Annotated in this window: 16 protein-coding genes; 3 read left to right on the plus strand and 13 right to left on the minus strand. The window is 56.0% G+C overall.

The features are described from left to right. Positions 1-11: 11 nt before the first annotated feature. Both ACOTYH_RS19175 and ACOTYH_RS19180 read right to left on the minus strand, forming a co-directional pair. Positions 12-407 carry a YraN family protein gene (locus tag ACOTYH_RS19175; protein ID WP_017382447.1) on the minus strand — a complete coding sequence of 132 codons (396 nt, stop codon included), beginning with the start codon at positions 405-407 and terminating at the stop codon, positions 12-14. Continuing rightward, the gene (locus ACOTYH_RS19180; protein ID WP_045907595.1) at positions 365-2,503 is read right to left on the minus strand and encodes a penicillin-binding protein activator; all 2,139 of its coding nucleotides are present in this window, start codon (positions 2,501-2,503) and stop codon (positions 365-367) included. Before ACOTYH_RS19180 ends, ACOTYH_RS19175 begins: the two co-directional genes overlap by 43 nt. 61 nt (positions 2,504-2,564) lie before the next feature. Between ACOTYH_RS19180 and rsmI the strand changes: the two genes are divergently transcribed. Both rsmI and ACOTYH_RS19190 read left to right on the plus strand, forming a co-directional pair. Continuing rightward, positions 2,565-3,428 carry a 16S rRNA (cytidine(1402)-2'-O)-methyltransferase gene (gene rsmI / locus ACOTYH_RS19185; RefSeq protein ID WP_045907594.1) on the plus strand — a complete coding sequence of 288 codons (864 nt, stop codon included), beginning with the start codon at positions 2,565-2,567 and terminating at the stop codon, positions 3,426-3,428. A 5-nt stretch (positions 3,429-3,433) separates the two neighbouring features. After that, the gene (locus ACOTYH_RS19190) at positions 3,434-4,414 is read left to right on the plus strand and encodes a Fic family protein (protein ID WP_017693927.1); all 981 of its coding nucleotides are present in this window, start codon (positions 3,434-3,436) and stop codon (positions 4,412-4,414) included. A 19-nt stretch (positions 4,415-4,433) separates the two neighbouring features. Here the strand turns inward: ACOTYH_RS19190 and ACOTYH_RS19195 are convergent, their stop codons facing one another. From ACOTYH_RS19195 to kbaZ, 11 genes are all read right to left on the minus strand, one after another. Then, complete coding sequence (locus tag ACOTYH_RS19195) at positions 4,434-6,323, minus strand: enterotoxin (RefSeq protein ID WP_045907593.1); 1,890 nt, start codon at positions 6,321-6,323, stop codon at positions 4,434-4,436. Between the two features lie 16 nt (positions 6,324-6,339). Continuing rightward, positions 6,340-7,512, minus strand: coding sequence for a MalY/PatB family protein (locus tag ACOTYH_RS19200; RefSeq protein ID WP_032104417.1), 1,173 nt, complete (start codon positions 7,510-7,512; stop codon positions 6,340-6,342). A 12-nt stretch (positions 7,513-7,524) separates the two neighbouring features. Further along, complete coding sequence (gene malX, locus ACOTYH_RS19205) at positions 7,525-9,096, minus strand: maltose/glucose-specific PTS transporter subunit IIBC (protein WP_039269676.1); 1,572 nt, start codon at positions 9,094-9,096, stop codon at positions 7,525-7,527. 116 nt (positions 9,097-9,212) lie between these two features. Beyond that, positions 9,213-10,085 (minus strand): tagatose-bisphosphate aldolase subunit KbaY, encoded by an 873-nt coding sequence (gene kbaY, locus ACOTYH_RS19210; protein ID WP_003861740.1) that lies wholly within the window; start codon positions 10,083-10,085, stop codon positions 9,213-9,215. A gap of 12 nt (positions 10,086-10,097) precedes the next feature. Beyond that, positions 10,098-11,243 (minus strand): SIS domain-containing protein, encoded by a 1,146-nt coding sequence (locus tag ACOTYH_RS19215; protein WP_015571960.1) that lies wholly within the window; start codon positions 11,241-11,243, stop codon positions 10,098-10,100. Positions 11,244-11,489: 246 nt separating this feature from the next. Next, positions 11,490-12,623 (minus strand): N-acetylglucosamine-6-phosphate deacetylase, encoded by a 1,134-nt coding sequence (gene nagA, locus ACOTYH_RS19220; protein WP_045329210.1) that lies wholly within the window; start codon positions 12,621-12,623, stop codon positions 11,490-11,492. Beyond that, entirely contained in the window at positions 12,620-13,054 is a 435-nt protein-coding gene (gene agaF / locus ACOTYH_RS19225; RefSeq protein ID WP_047636379.1) for a PTS galactosamine/N-acetylgalactosamine transporter subunit IIA, read from the minus strand. The genes nagA and agaF overlap by 4 nt, the downstream gene beginning before the upstream one ends. A gap of 17 nt (positions 13,055-13,071) precedes the next feature. Beyond that, a complete protein-coding gene (gene agaE / locus ACOTYH_RS19230; protein ID WP_017693933.1) occupies positions 13,072-13,950 on the minus strand; it encodes a PTS N-acetylgalactosamine transporter subunit IID in 879 nt (292 codons plus the stop codon). Next, a complete protein-coding gene (gene agaW / locus ACOTYH_RS19235; RefSeq protein ID WP_003861730.1) occupies positions 13,940-14,719 on the minus strand; it encodes a PTS N-acetylgalactosamine transporter subunit IIC in 780 nt (259 codons plus the stop codon). The genes agaE and agaW overlap by 11 nt, the downstream gene beginning before the upstream one ends. 10 nt (positions 14,720-14,729) lie before the next feature. Beyond that, on the minus strand, positions 14,730-15,203 hold the full coding sequence (gene agaV / locus ACOTYH_RS19240) for a PTS N-acetylgalactosamine transporter subunit IIB (RefSeq protein ID WP_003861728.1): 474 nt from the start codon (positions 15,201-15,203) through the stop codon (positions 14,730-14,732). A 19-nt stretch (positions 15,204-15,222) separates the two neighbouring features. Then, on the minus strand, positions 15,223-16,530 hold the full coding sequence (gene kbaZ / locus ACOTYH_RS19245) for a tagatose-bisphosphate aldolase subunit KbaZ (RefSeq protein WP_032649636.1): 1,308 nt from the start codon (positions 16,528-16,530) through the stop codon (positions 15,223-15,225). Between the two features lie 239 nt (positions 16,531-16,769). On the opposite strand from kbaZ, the gene ACOTYH_RS19250 reads away from it, so the two are divergent. After that, on the plus strand, positions 16,770-17,573 hold the full coding sequence (locus ACOTYH_RS19250) for a DeoR family transcriptional regulator (protein WP_017693937.1): 804 nt from the start codon (positions 16,770-16,772) through the stop codon (positions 17,571-17,573). Positions 17,574-17,680 lie beyond the last annotated feature (107 nt).

Genomic DNA, 17,680 nt, shown 5'->3' on the forward strand with positions numbered 1-17,680 from the left:
TAAAATCTTATTTATGCGTCTTCGCCAAACGCGTTTTTAAGCCAGTCGATCGCATTTCCGGTGAAGGCTACCACATCGAAACGGCAATCCACAGTATCAAAACTCCCATTATGGCGGGCAAGCCACAAGTGGGCAGTCTGTAATAATTTTTGTTGTTTGGCGAGCGTCACGCTGGCGGCAGCACCGCCAAAACGGGACGACTGTCGGAAGCGAACTTCAACAAACACGATGGTCTGACCGTCTTTCATGATCAGGTCAATCTCGCCGCCGCGCCCGCGAACGTTGGCGGCGACAAAGCGCAGTCCTTTGCCTTCAAGCCAGCGACGCGCCTTTAACTCCCACGCGTCGCCGGTCTGTTTACGGCTTAACTGGCCGGGACAATCTGCCCCTGCTGGTATTTGAGCCATGATAACTTCCTGTTAATCACACAATCCTGATCGGCGGTCAGATCGCCGGTATTCCCGTTAAGCTCGAAGCCCGGTACCTGACGCATCTGGGTGAAGTGGTTTGCCAGCGCCCAGGCATCGACGCCCATCGCGTACAGACGCGCCAGGGAATAGTCATTGCGCACCGCGCCCAGCGCCTGCTGCATCAACTGCGGGTTGCTGCCTGCCAGCATGGGGATCTCGCTGTATTGCAGTCCTTCCATTTCCAGACGGAAATCCGGGCCTGCGGTACCCTGTGCGCTGCGTGAGCTGGCGTAGAGCGTTGCACCGCTCTGGCTGCCGTTACGCATGGCGATCATCGGTTTGATAAAGGCGATCTCTTCCGGCGTAGCGACGATGTACGCCGAATCCACTTTACCGCCGCCGCTGATTTGCGCGTCGGTAGGTGGTGCCGGGATCGTCAGACCGCCGATGGTGACGCTCTGCTGCTGCGGCAGGCTGGCGGATACCGGGCTACCGTTGAGGGCAATACCTGCCCCGCCGTTCACGCCCGCTCTCAGTTCGGAAGCTGAGCCAAATTTCTGCTGCAACACCACGCCACCGCCAAGGGTCTGCCACTCTTGCGCAAACGCGTTGGCAACGCGATCGCCCAGCGTGCTGCGTGGGATCAGCAGCAGCGGCGCCTGCTTGCCCTGCTCGTGAATATGGCGGGCCGCATCGCGGGCTTCATCCTCCGGAGAGAGGGCGAAGTAACAGATATTGGCGCGGTTCTGAACCTGCTCAGGCTGGTTAAGCGCCAGCACGTTCAGCGTGGTGTTGCTCTTCATCAGCGCTTCCACGTTGTTTTTCAACAGCGGGCCGACAACGATGCTGGCCCCGTCCTGCTGAACCTGCGCCAGCACCTGGTCAAGCGGCTGGGCGCTGGTGTCGTAGATTTTCAACTCTGCACCAGGATTAGCGCTGGTGGTGGCCACAGCCTGCGGCTGGGTTGCTGGCTGCTGTTCCGGCTGCGCGGTTTGCGGCTGAGGTTGTTCTGCCGTCGCGGGCGCCGGTGTTTCAGCCGGGGCCTGTGTTGCCGCAGGCTCTGGGGTAGCAGGCTGCGTCGTTGGGGCGGTAACCGGATTCTGCATGGTGCCCTGCGCAGGGGTTTGCGCGGTGGTCAGGTCGCTGGTTTCGGCGGCGGACGGGCTGACAACGTCATTCACATTCGCCGCCTGTGCAGCCTGCGCCGGAACCGCGCTGCCGCTGACGGCGGTGGTGCCGTTTTTCGCGGCTTCAAAACCTTGCTGAATGGCGCGACCAAACACCGCAGCCTGACCGTTTAACGGCAGCAGCAGGGCAATTTTGCTGGTGGAGGCGGGCTTAAAGTTTTGCACGTTCACCAGCTGCGTTGGCAGCATTTTCGCTCCCGGGTTTTGCGGGTAACGCTTTTGCCAGTCGGTAATGCCGGCTTTCAGCATGTTCGGATCGCTGCGGTTGTTGAACCACATCTGTTGCAGATCCAGCCAGCCTTGCAGGACATTTTCATCGGCGTTGATTACCAGCGCCTTGGCCTGATCCTGGGTCATGGAGGCGAGCGCCTGCCAGGTTGCGTCAATATTTTTTTGCTTGTCCGCACCCGCGAGCAGAGGCTCCTGGGCAATCAGCGCGCGGAGTAGCGTCAGGGAAGGGCGACCCTGCTCAGCGGTGATACCGGCCTGCCAGAAACGGGCCTGCTGGTTTTTATCCAGCGTGCTGAGATCGATGGTGCCGAGGATCTTCTTCGCGCCGTCGTAATCTTTTTGCGCGACCTTCAGTTCTGCCGACAGCAGCGTCTGCTCATGGCGCTGAGTGTCGTTAAGATCCTGCGGCAGCTGGCTGAACAGCTCGGCGGCCTGCTGGGTTTTCCCTTCTTTCAGCAGTGCACGAATGGCGAGTAATTGCCAGTTGATCCTGGTATCATTTGTACTCTGCGACATTTGTTGCAGATAAAAGCCAGAATCAGCCTGAGCGGATCCCTGCATATGAGCAGTGCTCTGGTCAGGTGCCTGGGTGCCGCAGCCGGTAAAGATCAGGGCTGCCAGCAGGAGGGGCACGCTGTGCGCGGCTTTTTTTCGAAGAAACGTTAACGGTACCATACTGTATCCAGTGATTTTTTTACGCAATGCTCAATATTAAATCGGCAATACGGACGAAACAATGAAACAACACGAAACGGCAGATAATTCTCAAGGCCAGCTTTATATTGTACCTACTCCTATCGGGAATTTGTCTGATATTACCCAACGTGCGCTCACCGTATTGCAAGCTGTTGATTTAATTGCGGCTGAAGACACCCGTCATACCGGTTTACTGCTACAACACTTTGCCATCAACGCCCGTTTGTTTGCCCTGCACGATCACAATGAGCAACAAAAAGCCGAAACGCTGGTGGCGAAGCTTAAAGAAGGGCAGAACATCGCGCTGGTCTCCGATGCGGGAACGCCGCTGATCAACGATCCGGGCTACCATCTGGTACGCACCTGCCGGGAAGCAGGCATCCGCGTTGTGCCGCTGCCGGGGCCGTGCGCGGCGATTGCGGCGTTAAGCGCTGCGGGTCTGCCGTCCGATCGTTTCTGCTACGAAGGCTTCCTGCCTGCTAAATCCAAAGGCCGTCGCGATGTGTTAAAGGATCTGGAAGCTGAACCGCGTACGTTGATCTTCTACGAATCAACCCACCGTCTGCTGGAAAGCCTGGAAGATATGGTGACCGTCTGGGGCGAAGCCCGCTATGTGGTGCTGGCGCGCGAGCTGACCAAAACGTGGGAAACCATTCACGGTGCGCCGGTTGGCGAACTGCTGGCGTGGGTGAAAGAGGATGAAAACCGCCGCAAGGGCGAAATGGTGCTGATTGTTGAAGGCCACAAAGCGCAGGAAGACGCTCTGCCTGCCGATGCGCTGCGTACGCTGGTCCTGCTACAGGCTGAACTCCCCCTGAAAAAAGCGGCGGCGCTGGCGGCGGAGATCCACGGCGTGAAGAAAAATGCGCTGTATAAATATGCGCTGGAGCAGCAGGGGGAGTAAGCCAAATGAGCCGCTATCAGCCTCCCTTCACCATCACACCCTTTATCCTCAATCAGGTGGTTGAGATTGGTGAACTATTGGGGCATTGGGCGGCACATTCAGGCAGAACTTCGCCACTCCTGCGTAAAGAGAACCGTATTCGAACTATTCAGGCATCGCTAGCCATTGAGCACAACTCGCTGACGACAGGGCAGGTGACGGCAATCATGGATGGCAAACGCGTGCTTGCACCTGAAAAAGATATTCAGGAAGTACGCAATGCTATCCTGGCATATGAGAAACTGCCCGAATGGAAGCCCTGGAAGCTCAACGACTTACTCAGTGCACACCGATTATTAATGATGGGTCTGGTCGATCATCCCGGAAAGCTCAGAAATGGGGACGTAGGGGTGTACCGTGGAAACCAGTTAGTCCACATGGCTCCGCCAGCCTCACAGATGAACCGCCTTATCGACGATCTTCTTTCCTGGCTTAAGCAAACCGATCTTCACCCGCTGATTGCCAGTTCGGTATTTCACTACGAGTTTGAATTTATTCATCCCTTTTCGGATGGAAATGGCCGCATGGGGCGGCTGTGGCAAACGTTGATCTTAAGCCAGTGGCGTGCAGAACTTGCATGGCTGCCCGTTGAAACACTCATTCACTTCCAGCAAGCGCGCTATTATCAGATTTTAGGACAATGCGATCGGGCCAGTGACTGCACGGCATTCGTGGCGTTTATGTTGCAAAATTTGGCCGAAGCTTTGCGGGAAGGCATCGATATGACATCCGCCATGTCGGAAAAAATGTCGGAAGAATTGTCGGAAAAGGAACACACTATCCTTGAATTGCTTACCGTTCAACCGCAAATGACTGCGGTGATGTTGGCCTCTGTATTGGGCGTGACTTCCCGCACCGCGGAACGTTATCTTCGTTCTTTGCAAACAAAAGGTAAATTAAAACGCCTTGGGGCAAGGAAAGGGGGAAGCTGGCAGGTCATGGCTTAACCTGCCAGCTGAACACTTTTTATTTCTCCGGCATCGCCTCAAACACCAGCGTTTCCAGCGGTTGCAGCGTAATCACCACAGCGTTTTTATACTCCTCTGGTACGGTCGAATTACTACCGTACACGGCTTTCAGGGTAAACTGCGAACGCTCTCCTGCCGGGATCTCAAAATCTTTGGTTAAATCCAGGAAGTAACGTTGCGGCTTATCCGATGGGTTGCGTAAGCCAAAAATCGCTTTGTCTTTACTCCATGAGGCCCAGCCGTAAACCTCAAGCAAAGTTGGGTCACCGCCAATCCAGTGAGTATCCACCAGCACGCTGGCATTCTCACGCGACCATTTCGCCGCCTGCGCCAGGGTATCCCACTTCGCCTTATTCAGCATGGACGGCGTAATGTACAGCTCCTGAAGCTGAGTTCCGGTTGCGAAGTAGCTCCAGACCTGATCGGCAAAATCGCTGTCTGTTTGCACTTTCTCGAGTCCATAGTAAGCGTTCTCTGCGCTGACGATCCCGTGGTACATCAGTGAGTTAAGCGGGAACAGCGGACCTTTACGCACGATGGATCGCCAGGTTTCGGCATCGCGGTAGGTCATCCACTGCTGCACTGGCGTGCCGGGGCCGTACAGGTTGATATCATCGCCCTGACGCCAGATTGAATCAGCATAGAACAGCCAGGACGGGCTGGCGTCGGTGCCGGTGGTCAGGTTGATAAACAGGTTCGGATTTGCGCTGCGCATGTTGTGCAGCAGGGCAATGGACGCGTCAAAATCCGATGCAAATGGGCTGCCCTTGATATGCGAATTGGCGTTACCCATTCCGTCGAGCTTGAACGAGGTAATATGCTCGTTTTTGATCAGCTTGATGATCTGATCGTTAAAGTTTTTAAAATAGTTCGGCCCTGACAGCGCCAGCTTGCCGTCTACGGTTTCGAAACCATACTCTTTTGCATGCGAGACGCGAATATCGCGCGGCTTGTTGTATCCGCCCCACGGAGAAAGCCACAGCCCAACCGAGCTATGCAGGCTGTCGGCTTTTTCCCTGACTTTGCCAAAACCGTTGCTGAATGCCGGGCCAAACAGCCAGCGTCCGGTGCGATCGTCCCAGCCATCGTCCAGCAGGAACGCGTCCAGCGCCACCCCGCGTCCGGCAATAAATTCTTTATTCCATTCGTCCATCCGCCCAATGACATCCTGCTCGGAGTAAGGGGTAAAGAAGCCGATGTCCATCCAGCTGTTGTAGTGCAGGTAAGGCTTATAAGGCCGCGGACGCACGGCATCGATAAACTGGTTTACGCTGCGGCGCAGCTGATTAGTTTCCGGGAAAGTGCCGAACCAGGTGGTAAAACTAACCGGTGCCTCAGGCAGAATTGGCGTTTTCAGCTCCACGTTGAGGTTCGTGGTGGCTTCATAAGCGTAAGTATTCACAATCGGTTTGTCTGGCAGGATGAAGAACGAGTCGGCCACGATTGGCGAGCTGTTAATCGCCCCGTCAACGTAAGGTGCCTGAGACTGCTTCTTCGTCGGGAAGAAGGTAATTTTCGCTACGTCCCGGGGCTGCCCGACGGCGGCGATGGTGTAGCCGATGCTGGCGTATTTTCCCTTCACCAGGTTCAGTTTCACCGTTACGTTAAAATCCGGATGCGTAAAGTCGATGACTATCGCATTGTCCTGCTTTTCGACGTGCTTGATTTTGAAATCAGCGGTGTGGATTTTTGTTTCATCCGGTAGCGTCAGAAAGAACAACTCCTGGGGCGTGAGCGGATGGTTAGCTTTGCTGTCCGTTACCACTACCGTTGCGTTTGCATCATCAAACGAAAGGGCAATATTGTCGTTACTGAGCGCGTAGTTTGCTGCCGCCGCGCCATGAGAAACACAGAGAGCCAGCAGCGAGAGAGTGAGCATTTTTTTCATCGGGGTAAGATCCTTATCAGTAATGCTTCAGCATTCGGTTGATGGACTGTTCCAGCCAGTAGCGCTGGGTGCCGAAGTTAATACGCAGGTAGTTTTCGCCGTTTTGTACGTAGTGGCTGCCATCTTCAATGACCACGCCAGCCTGTTTTGCGAAATGTTGAGTTAGCGCCGTCGCACTGCGATCGTCCGCACTGACGTCTATCCAGGCGAGATACGACGACTCCGGGTTCATCATCTTCCATGCAGGGAAATGGGTCTGGATGGCATCCGCAAGGTAGCGGGCATTGCCGCGCAGATAACCATTCAGCGCGTCGAGCCATGGCAGACCTTGCTGATAAGCCAGAATAATTCCCCACACGCCGAAGATATTGGGCGAGGTAATGGAGTTCTTCTCCAACTGCTGGCGGAAACGCTGGCGCAGCGAATCGTCTGGAATCATTGAGTAGGATGTTTTTAGCCCGCCAAGGTTGAAGGCTTTATTGGGGGAGGTCAGCACAATCAGGTTGTCCTGGGCGGCACAGCCCGAAGTCAGACAACTGACGAATGTACCGTCCAGAATGTGCTCGGCGTGAACCTCATCAACCACCAGAATCGTGCCGTAGCGCTTACAGAGATCGGACACCTGACGTATCTCATCCGCGCGCCAGATTCGGCCCGAAGGGTTATGCGGCGAGCAGAAGAACCACAGTTTTGGACGGTGAGTTTTGAGCTGAACTTCAATCAGATTAAAATCCAGCTGATAGCGGTTTTCCTTCACGCTCAGCGGATTTGCAAGCACCCGCACGCCCTGTCGCTGTGTCGCCATCGCAAACGGGTCATACACCGGGGTATTCATCATCACGCAGTCGCCGGGTTTGCAGAACGCCTGAACCGTATAGTGCAGCGTGGAAACGGTGCCGTAGGTCAGGGTGATCCATGACTTATGCACCTCAACCTGATGACGGCTACGCTGGAAGGCGATGACCGCATCGTAGAATTCGTCGAAGCACCAGGTGTAACCGAAGGTGCCATGCTCCACGATGCGCTGGAAGCCTTCAATCACAGCGGGTGGCGAGGTGAAATCCATATCTGCTATCCACAGCGGGATAAATCCCTCCGGGACATCACCGAAACGCGAGCACACAAACGTATGATCCCATTTACGGCATTTATCGCTTTTACGCTCAATGATTCTGTCGAAATCAAACACAACGTCCCCCTGTTAAATTAAGGCTTCAATGCCGGATTTGACGCTCTGCACCTGCGGGCCGATGATCACCTGAACGCTGTGGGCATCAAGCACCACTACTGACAAGGCGCCCGCGGCCTTCAGCGCCTGCTGGTCGATAAGCCCCATCTCTTTTACCACCAGACGTAAGCGGGTGATGCAGTTGTCGAGCGACTCAATATTCTCTTTACCGCCAAGCGCGCGAAGAATAAGCCCATGATCGTATTTCGATTTTCCACGTGCCCGGGTATTGGCTTCCACCGCCTGGAGCGCACCCTGCGCGTCAACCTCACGGCCCGGCGTTTTAATATCGTGCCTGAGGATGTACCAGCGGAAGACGAAGAAGTAGATAGCAAACCAGGCAATACCCACCGGGAACAGCAGATACCATTTGGTCGACATCCCCTGCATGACGCCGAAGATCAGCAGATCCAGAATGCCGCCGTCGGTGTTGCCGATGGTGACGCCGAGCAGCGCCATCACCATCAGCGCCAGGCCAGACATAACGATATGAAACGCGTAAAGCACAGGGGCAATAAACAGGAACAGGAACTCAATCGGCTCTGAAATACCCGTGACAACTGAAACCAGCACGCCTGAAAGCAGCAGCCCTTTAATCACCGGACGGTTTTCCGGGCGCGCGGTGCGGTAGATAGCGTAAGCCACGGCAGGCAGGCCGAAGATAAATGTCGGCATAAACCCTTGCGATAAAAATGCCGTAACGTGCGGGCTAAACGGCAGGCCAGCTTTCAGCTCGGCGTAGAAAATGTTCAGCGCACCGGCCACTTCCTGGCCGTTAACCATCTCAATGCCGCCCGCCGGGGTGAAGCGCACCATCGCCAGCAGGATGTGGTGTAGGCCAAAAGGTTTGAGCAGCAGTACGCCCACGCCATACAGGAATGGCCCAAAGACGCTGGTGCTCTGGATGATATGACCAATCCCGGCAATGCCCATTGCCACATATTCCCACAGCAGGGGGATAAACAAGCCGACCAGCGACAGGGTGAGGGCGGTAATGATGGGCACAAAACGAATGCCGCTAAAGAAGGCAAACGCGTCGTGCAGCACCGTGTCCTGGAAACGTTCGTGCAGGAAGTAGGTGATCACCCCTACCACAATGCCGCCGAGCACGCCCATCTCCAGCGTTTGAATGCCAAGCACAATGGATTGTCCCACCTGTCTCATGGTGGCGGCATCCGCAAGCTGGTGGGTGGCGGTCAGGTAGTAGTTGATGCTCATGTTCATCAGCATGTAGCCAACGAATCCGGCAAAAGCGCCAACCGCTTTATTACGTCTGGCAAGGCCCATCGGGATCGCCATGGCAAACATCAGCGGTAGATAGGTAAAAGCAAAGCCGCCGACCATGGCGATAAAACCAAAGGTGAGCTGCGTTAACTCGCCGCCCAGAAAGGGAAAACTTTTGATGGTGGAAGGGCTGGTGACAGAACTACCGATACCTAACAACAACCCCATAAAGGCCAACAGCGAGACCGGGAACATAAACGTCTTTCCCAGGCTCTGGAAAAACTCCCACGCTTTCGATTTAAACGACTTTTCCTGTGTCATGTAGGGACTCCTCGGATTTTTAGGATAATGGAAGGCGCTGTCCGGCTTAAGGACGCGCCTTCATATTTGCGAGGCTTATAGTTATTTTTTAGGTACTAACGTTATGCGCGATGGGTTCAGGCTTCAGCCGGAAGCAGCAGCCGGTTCGCCGAGCCGCAAACGGTGATTTTGCTTCTGACCACCTCTTTCATGGCATCCATGCCGACGCGCATGTAGAAGCGCGGATCGTTGCCCTGTGGGTTCTCGGCAAACCAGGCTTTGACTGCGTCAGAGAAGGCGATTTTCAGCTCTGTTGCGACGTTAACTTTGCAGACGCCCAGCTCAATGGTGCGGCGCACATCCTCATCCGGCACATCACTCGCACCGTGCAGCACCAACGGCACTGTCACTACCTCGCGGATCTCGGCCAGCCGCTGGAAGTCGATTTTTGGGCGTTTGGTATAGAGACCGTGCGCGGTACCGATGGCAACGGCGAGGCTGTCCACGCCTGTTAGTTCGACAAAGCGTTTTGCTTCCTGCGGGTCGGTCAGGAACGCGCTTTCGGCGTCGACGCTCATGTCATCTTCCACTCCGCCCAGTCGGCCCAGTTCGGCCTCGACGCTACAGTCGTTGAGGTGGCAGAAATCGACGACCGATTTCACCAGCTTGACGTTTTGTTCGAAGGGGTAATGGCTACCGTCGATCATTGCGCTACGTACGCCGGCATGGACTTTGCGGCGAATGTCGTCCAGCGATTCGTGGTGATCGAGGTGTAGCGCCAGCGGCATGTCATAAGTAAGGGAATATGCGCTGCACAAGGCGTAGATCTCTTCCAGCGCAATATGTTTAAACGTCCCCGGCGTACCCGCGAGGATCACCGGCGATCGCATTTCGCTACAGACTTCGAGGATCGCCTGGATCGTCTCGGCGTTATGGATGTTAAAGGCCGGAACGGCATAGCCCTTCGCCTGTGCGTCCTGCAAAAGATATTTGGTAGAAATAATACTCATGAGCCTGTCCTCTTAAGCCTGCCACGGATGAATAACGACGCCCTGGACCACACGGTTAACCGTACCGCTGGCGGATGGCGTATCCGGCGTATTGCCAACGTGCAGAGACTGGGTCAGTGCGAAGACCTGGGCGTACATCAGGAAGCAGAACGCCTGCTCCATATCGTTAAATGAACGGGAAGGCGGCAGCAGGATATGCGGGCCAGCTTCAATGACCGGATCCGTTTCGGCTGCAATGGCTACCACGCGCATAGCCTGACGATCGCGTCGCAGCTCGGCGAGCAGATCCCGATCGTACTGACGCGTATACGGATGGCTGGAGACAAACACGACGACCAGCGTTTCGTTGTCTACCAGCGACTTAGGCCCGTGACGGAAACCCGTTGGCGAATCGTAAAATGCCGCCAGCTTGCCGGCGGTCAGCTCCAGCACCTTCAGCGCAGACTCCCGTGCGGCGCCCTGTAATCCACCGCTGCCCAGATAAACAATGCGTTTCCACGGTTCGTTACCAAAGACGCCGGGACTGAAATCGCCAAGCGATGTGAGGATCGCCTGACATCGATCGGACACGTCGCGGAACGTTTTGCTGTTGATCGTTTCCGGTGCGAATACCGCCAGGCAGCTCGCCATCATGGTGGTGATGCTGCTTGTCATCGCGAACCCGCGATCGTGCGTTTCGGCTGGCATGAGCAGAGCGCAGGCGTTATCGCTGTCGACGGCATTCTGGTACAGGCTTCCTGCTTCATTACAGGTGATCGACAGGTGGTAGCACTCCGGTACAAACTGATTCGCCAGCTCAACGGCGGCGACGCTCTCCGGGCTATTGCCAGAACGGGCGAAAGAGACCAGCAGCAGCGGGTGCGAAGGGCTGAAATAATCCATCGGGTTGGTGACCAGATCGGTCGTAGGTATCGCGGTGATGTTTTTCCCCGTGTGGCTGGCAAGCCATGGCGCAATGATGTCGCCGATAAAAGCAGACGTACCCGCGCCGGTCAGAACGATCCGCAGATCGGGCTTGCGCAACAGTGGCGTCAGAAAACTGTCGATCGACGCGCGCAGATTATCAATATTGTTGAGCGAGCGAAGCCAGCTGGCTGGCTGCTGGCGGATCTCTTTTTCGGTCCAGGTGCCGGTGGTGGCGATAGTGGTTTGTGGCATAACTCAGTCCTTAGTCGTGTGAATTCCACATCAGACGCTGGCAAATGTGTCGCTATCTTTCGTTTCGTTTCACTTGTTCACTTTAGCAGTTAAAGAAAATCTATAGAAAAGAAATCGAAAGTTCAATGGCGAAAAAGAAATAAAACGAAAAGTGTGATCGCGAAAGGAAAGGCGAAAATCAAGGAAAGGAAAAGAAAGGCCTTACGATCGTCTTCCGTAAGGCCAACAGGGCACACTGTGAAGGGGCTACAGGGAAAGAGCCTGACCCTGGATCCAGATCTGCCGGAGGTGTAAACCCGCATCCAGCGCAAGAACATTGGCGCGTTTGCCTGGCGCTAACGTTCCCAGCAGGTGATCCATACCGAGCAGACGAGCAGGATGCAGCGAGGCCATATGGATTGCGTTTTCTGGGGCGATCCCCGTATGCTCCACCATATTTCGCACGGCGGCATCCAGCGCGAGCGTGCTGCCCGCCAGCCCGCCCGAGGCCGTGCGGACAACGCCGCCCTGCATCTCGACATTTTCACCACACAACGTATAGCGCCCATCAGGCATACCCGCCGCCTGCATGGCATCGGTAATCAGCACCGTACGATCCTTCGCGCAGCAACAACATAGCCGCATGGCTCCAGGATGAACGTGATGCCCGTCGGCAATAAGCTCCAGCCACGCGCGTGGGTCCGTAAGCCCGGCGCCAACCATGCCGGGCTCCCGGTGGTGTAACCCTGTCATGCCGTTGTAGCAGTGCACCAGCCCGGCTGCGCCTGCATCAAATGCGGCCAGGGTTTGCGCGTATGTAGCGGCGCTGTGGCCCAGCATGACGCGTATCCCTTTTTGCTTGAGGTGATGGATCGCCTTCAGGGCATCCACTTTTTCCGGAGCAAGCGCCACTACCCGCAGCGTGTTCTGCGAAACCGCAATCAGCTCATCAAGTTCCGCGAGATCCAGTTCGCGAAACAGTTCTGGCGGGTGCGCCCCTTTGTTCTGCGGTGTAAAGTACGGGCCTTCCAGATAGCTGCCCAGGATCTGCGCGCCGGGGCCACCGGCATGACAGCGCCGGGCAATGCGCCGTAACGCGCCATGGATCGCCTCCAGCGGAGCGGTGACGGTGGTAGGCAGAAACGCCCCCACGCCTTCACGCGCTTTGTGCACGGCTAACCGGTCCAGCACGTCGGGCGCATCATCCATCACATCCACACCCGCGCCGCCGTGGACGTGGATATCAATGTATGCCGGGCAAAGCAGGTCTGCCTCGCGGGTATTAACCCCTGCCGGAATCGGCTCGATGGCGGTGATGACGCCTCTATCCATACGCAGCTGATGGTCATCCAGCCAGCCCTGCCCGGTAAGCAGACGACGCGCGCGCAGCAGCTGGCTCATATCCCTTCCTCGGCGGGCGCTTCCTCGCGACAGCGTGCAAGTTCATCCACCAGGCTGGTCAGGCCGCGATGGCCGCACTCCAGCGCCTGCAAACGAAAGGCTTCACTGCTTAATCCGTCGCGCTCCAGAACCATCTCCAGCAAAAGCTGGAGATTGGTGCCGGTGATCACTTCGCTGCCGGGGCGCTGCATCGCGAGGGTAGAGGCCACACGAAACGGCGTACCGCCGAGAAGATCGGTGAGAAAAACGATATCGTGCTCTGCATCCAGTTCATTCACTGCCTGCTCAAGCTGCGCGGTCAGCCGCACAGTGGTGGAGCTTTCCGGAAAATCGATGGCGATAAACTGCGGCTGTTCGCCGAGGATTTGCTTCATCGCCTGTTCCAGCCCGCTGGCAAAACCGCCGTGACCCGTCAAAATAATGCCTAACATCGCAACCTCTTTGCTTATTACAGGAAGTGACAGAATTTACCGACAACGCCCAGCACCACGGTGATACCAATCAGGCGCAGCGGGCTCCAGCCACGGCGTACCAGCCAGAACATGGTCAGGGTGTAGACCAGCGGCAGAAAAGCGGGCATCAGTTTGTCGATCACATCGGTTTGCAGTTTGACGACCGCATCCCCGGCTTTAATCTCGAGTGTGGTATTCAGGCGCACATAGGTTGCCACCAGCGCACCAATCACTGTCATCCCGACAATGGACGCAGCATGACCAACCTTTTTGGTGTTGGCCTTGATCAGCGGGATCGCGGCGACACCCATTCGATAGGCATAGTGCGCCAGACCAAAACGCAGGCCGAGATGCACCACGTTAAACAGCACGATAAAGACCACCGCGCCAAGAATGGATCCCTGTAGCGCCAGGCTGGCGCCAATCCCCCCGCAGATGGGCAGCAGGGTCAGCCAGAACATGGCGTCACCAATGCCACCGAGCGGTGCGCCGACGGCAATTTTAGTGCTCTGGATGCTGTTCACATCCTGCTTGGAACGCTCCATTGCCAGAATAATGCCGATGACGAAGGTCACCAGGAACGGGTGGGTGTTGAAGAAGCCCATATGGCCTTTCATGGCGCGCGCCAGGTCCCGCTTATTGGTGTGGATCTTTTTCAGCGCGGGCAGTAGCCCATACAGCCAGCCGGAGGCCTGCATACGCTCGTAGTTAAACGAGGCCTGTAGCAGCATGGAACGCCAGGCGACACGGTTAATATCCTTTTTCGTTAGCTCAGCGCCAATACTCTGGTCTTCGTAGACGTTTTCATTCACGCCGGTCAGCAGTGTCTCTTCACTTTCAGACACGCCCGGCAGGGTGGTGTGATTAGATGCCATCTTCAAATTCCTCTTTCTGGGCCGCAGGCGCCGTGGGTTCAGGCGATTTGCGCAGCAGGTCGATCAGCGCCATCGCCAGCGCAGCCGCGGCAATCGCCAGCACCGGGAGTTTCAGCCAGGCCGCGGCGACAAAGCCGATAATGAAGTAAGGGATGTAAACGTTTTTCATCATGATCTTCAGCAGCACGGCGAAGCCGATCGCTGGCATGATGCCGCCCGCGACGCCGAGACCGTCGATCAGACGTTCCGGCAGCACGTCAATGGCGGTTTTCGCATGTTCAGCCCCGAAGTAGATGGGCAGAAACGCGCACAGGAAGTAGAAGACGCCGAGCGCCAGCAGTGCCAGATAGTTGACCCGTTCAATACCACGGGTGTCTGCGTTAGCCGCCATGCGATCGCAGCGGGACATCACGCCGGACATCACCGAGAAGAGGAAGGTGATCCCCATCTGAACCGCCACGGCAAACGGCACGGCGACCCCAACGGCGACATCCGGCTTCACGCCTGTAGTAATGGCAAATGTGGTGCCAACGATGGTGCCGATAATCACGTTTGGCGGCTGCGCGCCCGCCAGCGGCGCGAGTCCCATCCAGACCAGTTCTAACGTACCGCCGGTCAGAATTCCGGTGTGCAAATCGCCCAGAATCAGGCCAACCAGTGGCCCGAGCACCACTGGACGGTGCATGTGTGTTAAGCCGTTAAACATATCCAGGCCCGCTATAAAGGCGAGAAGCCCCAGCGCGAAAGCCTGCAACAGACTGATTTCCATTGTGAATCCCTCAGAGCAGTTTAAAGAGATCCAAAGCAGTCTCTGTTGGAACGCCCTGAACGAAGCATTCCACTCCGGCCGCCTTCAGGCCGTTAAACGCGGCGATATCGTTCGCGTCTACAGATACCGTTTTGGCAATTTGCTGTTTGCCACTGGCGTAATGCATATTTCCGACGTTAATACGGGTGATGGGCACGCCGCCCTCGACCAGCGTTAAAAAATCAGCCGGTGTTTTACAGACCAGCAGAATTTTCTGCCGGTCGGCGGCGCGATGAATGTTGTCGATCACTTTTTGCAGGGACCAGAAACGCACGGCGATGCCTTCCGCCAGCACCATCTCCATCAGGTTTTGCTGAACCGGATCGTCTGCAACCTCGTCATTTGCCACCAGCACCAGGTTCGCCCCCGCAAACCCCACCCACTGTACGCCCACCTGACCGTGGATCAGGCGTTCATCAATGCGGCATAAGACAATGTTTGGCATAGCGTTTTCCTCTTTTTAATTATGCGTGTTGAGTCGTTACGCCTTCGCAGGCGGCATGGTACTGCTGGAGTATGTCCTGAATGTGGTCGAGGATGAGTTCCCGTGGTGTGGACCTGAGAGCGCCATCGCGAACTTTGCTGTACTGCAACGGCAGATACTGGCTGATCAGCGGCAGCGGGATCGGTTCATCCGCCAGGTTGCGTACCAGCCGCTCAAAGGCGTCGTCAATCTGGCTGTCTGGCCAGTAATAGCGCACGCGGTCGGAATAGCTGTAACCGCGCGCCAGGCGACGGGCATTGCCGTCGCCGTGATAGTGGCTTTGCCAGTATTCCGGGCGATCGAGCATCACGTTTTCCAGGACGTGACGCAGCCCTGAGCAGGCTTTTGCCGGCAGCAGCTCTTCTTCAATTGCTGCCAGAGAGAACAGCGCTTCGCGCAGCGCGAAGGTTAGCGCAGGGCCGACTTTCAGAATGGCGAAGTGATCTTTCACCAACTGGCGCAGCGCCTGCGGCGTCTGGTAATCGGTAGAGTGTGCTTCAAATACAAGCGTGTCGTAGGCTTCAACCATCTCGCTCAGCGCGACGGCTTTATGCGGTTGATAGTCACAAACCTGCGCATGGTCGAACTCAACGCCAGGCTGAACCACCAGGCCAATAATGCGCGGCCAGATGTCGCTTAACCCTTCCTTCTCGAATGCGTGGCGGTGTGCCTCAAGCGTGGCGCGTGCCGCCTCTGGCGTGGTGACCTCAAGCTCGGTCAGCGTCTCGTGTGCCCCACCGGGAACCGGAACTTCCGTGCCGATAACGTAGACCAGATCGGCTACGCCAAATTGCTCGAGACAGGTGGTTTCGGCAATTTTAGCCAGCCGAGCGGCACGCCCGGCAACGATTGCATCGGTTAACGGAACCGGGTCGTCTTCGCAGGACATGCTGCAATCGAGGTGAATTTTTTTAAATCCGGCCGCCACGTAGCTTCTGATCAGATCGTCGGCGTTCGCCATCGCCTGCGAAGCCGGCAGGTTTTGCCAGCGGTTTGGACCTAAATGATCGCCGCCAAGGATCAGCTGCGAGGTGGGGAAACCAAGAGATCCCGCCAGCTTGCAGACAAACCCATAAAAATCGGCGGGCGTCATACCGGTATAACCGCCAAACTGATCCACCTGGTTTGAGGTGGCTTCTATCAGCAGGGGCGTCTGTTGTGAATGGGCGTAACGTAGTGCAGCTTCAAGTACCAGTGGATGTGCGGAACAGACGGCATAAATCCCGTTTGTATTCCCCCGTTTATGTTGTTCCACCATTTCTGTCAGATGTTTCACTTTCCTCTCCATTTCGGATGGTGTTGGTATTCATCTTTCGTTTTGTTTCATTTGATACTGCATTATGGTGAGGTAAAAATAAAACGAAAGATAATAGTTTTCCGATCTGTTTCACAAAAGAAACATAATGAAAGGTTTCAGCGGCGATTAAGCTTGCGTCCGCACACCATACAGGGCTTGCATTCCCTCAAAAGAAAGGCGTTAATAAGCAAAACGAAATGAAACGAAAGTGTATTTACTAAGGAGCTCGTATGAGCAGCACCGATTCGTCCGCAGAGAAGCGCATCACCGGCACCAGTGAAAGGCGAGAGCAGATCATTCAGCGGTTGCGGGCGCAGGGAAGCGTGCAGGTTAACGATCTTTCTCTTTTATTCGGCGTGTCGACGGTGACGATCCGTAACGATCTGGCCTTTCTGGAAAAGCAGGGGATTGCCGTTCGCGCTTACGGCGGCGCGCTGATTTGCGAAGGCAATGCCCCCGGCGTGGAGCCGTCCGTTGAGGACAAAAGTTCCCTTAATACGGCAGTGAAGCGCAGCATCGCGCAGGCGGCGGCTGAACTGGTGAAGCCGGGTCACCGCATTATTCTGGACTCCGGCACCACAACCTTTGAAATTGCCCGCATGCTGCGCCAGCACACCGATGTCATTGCCATGACCAACGGGATGAACGTGGCAAACGCGCTGCTGGAAGCGGAGGGCGTAGAGCTGCTGATGACCGGCGGGCACTTGCGCCGTCAGTCGCAGTCCTTCTATGGCGATCAGGCGGAGCAGTCCTTACAGAATTACCATTTTGACCTGCTGTTCCTGGGCGTCGATGCCATCGATCTCGACCGGGGGGTGAGTACGCACAACGAGGATGAAGCCCGTCTGAACCGCAAAATGTGCGAGGTGGCGGAGCGTATTATCGTTGTCACTGACTCCAGCAAGTTTAACCGTTCAAGTCTGCATAAAATCATTGATACTCAGCGGATCGACATGATTATCGTTGATGAAGGCATTCCGGCGGAAAGCCTTGAAGGATTACGCAAAAGCGGGATCGATGTGGTGCTGGTCTAAAGAGGCTTTTCCCCTCTCCCTAACCCTCTCCCCATAGGGAGAGGGTTCCCCAGTAATTTGAAAGCAAAAGCTATAACGTTGCCTCAGAATAACTGAGGGCTTTCAGC

Source organism: Enterobacter cloacae complex sp. SHL001 (assembly GCF_049236825.1).
GTDB classification, from domain to species: Bacteria; Pseudomonadota; Gammaproteobacteria; order Enterobacterales; family Enterobacteriaceae; genus Enterobacter; species Enterobacter hormaechei_C.